Here is a 449-nt window from a genome sequence, read left to right as displayed (position 1 = left end):
GAGTTGTTCAGACCATCCCTCACACCAACTCAAACTCATCACAGGTGGAGATTATGAAACGGCTAATCCTCGTAGCGGCATTGCTTTGTCTGATGACAGGTCCCGCGCTGGCCGCGGGCAAGAAAGTGTCTCCGGAGGATACGCAGCGGGCGAAGTACGCCGCGCAGATTTCCAGCAAATGGGGGGCGCAGATCCAGAAGAAATTCGGCATGTCTCCCGGTGAATGGACCGAGCAGATGATGGGTACTTTCGCCGGCGCCGATCTCATGAACATGAAGCGCGCCGCCGAAGCCAAGAGCTTCGATGCGATGTCCGGTGCACTGTTCGGCGGCAGTTCGGCCGCCAACATGGCATTGGCGCGGCCGACCGCGATCGGCAACACCGAAAATGACCTGGTATTTACCCCGGTGGCGCCCTGCCGCATCGTCGATACCCGCGTGGCCGGTGGT

1 protein-coding gene is annotated in these 449 nt (G+C 59.9%); it reads left to right on the top strand.

Features of this window, described 5'->3' with window-relative positions; translation table 11 throughout:
• Positions 1 to 449: hypothetical protein (locus LG367_RS18450; protein ID WP_226470750.1), on the top strand; the 449-nt coding region annotated here is incomplete at both ends.

This window comes from Luteimonas panaciterrae (genome assembly GCF_020511115.1).
GTDB classification, from domain to species: domain Bacteria; phylum Pseudomonadota; class Gammaproteobacteria; order Xanthomonadales; family Xanthomonadaceae; genus Luteimonas; species Luteimonas panaciterrae.
This window is presented reverse-complemented; position numbering and strand designations above follow the sequence as displayed.